Annotated in this window: 1 protein-coding gene; it reads left to right on the top strand. The window is 49.8% G+C overall.

From position 1 onward, the window contains the following. Window positions 1–508 (top strand): GAF domain-containing protein (locus RDU59_12980; protein ID MDQ7839393.1); only part of this gene is annotated, 508 nt, incomplete at both ends.

The following is a 508-nucleotide window of genomic DNA, read 5'->3' on the forward strand; positions in this document are numbered from 1 at the left end:
AGCGTGGAAAAACTTGGACGGGAAATAAGCAATATATGCATGTTTACCGAAGACGGCCGTTATATACAACTGGTTCGCGTGGGCATCGAATCCGGATTGGCTAAGAATATAGAAAGAATCGCATGGCGTGTCATACCGGGCATTTCCCTCCTCGGCTATAAGATACCCCTCTATGAAGAAAGCATCTACAAAAAGATGCGGGATACAGGGAAACCCATTGCTACCGGGAACATCGTTATGCAAGATAAAGATAGTGTTATCAGAACCACTGTAGAACGAATAGCCATGGATTATACCTCTCCCGGCAGTCCCCTGCGCCTCCTTATCAAGACACTCGTCGTTCCCATGCTCCCCTATAAGTCGGTAATAGATATGCCCATTGTAGCGGAAAATAAGGTGGCAGGGGCCATAGCCCTGACCAGTGACACAGACCTCACGGAAAATGATCTGGAACTGCTGAGGACTCTGGCCCTGATGGCCGGAAGCGCCCTGGAGCGGGTCCGTCTTC

The sequence above is a fragment of the Thermodesulfobacteriota bacterium genome (genome assembly GCA_031082315.1).
GTDB lineage: Bacteria > Desulfobacterota > QYQD01 > QYQD01 > QYQD01 > QYQD01.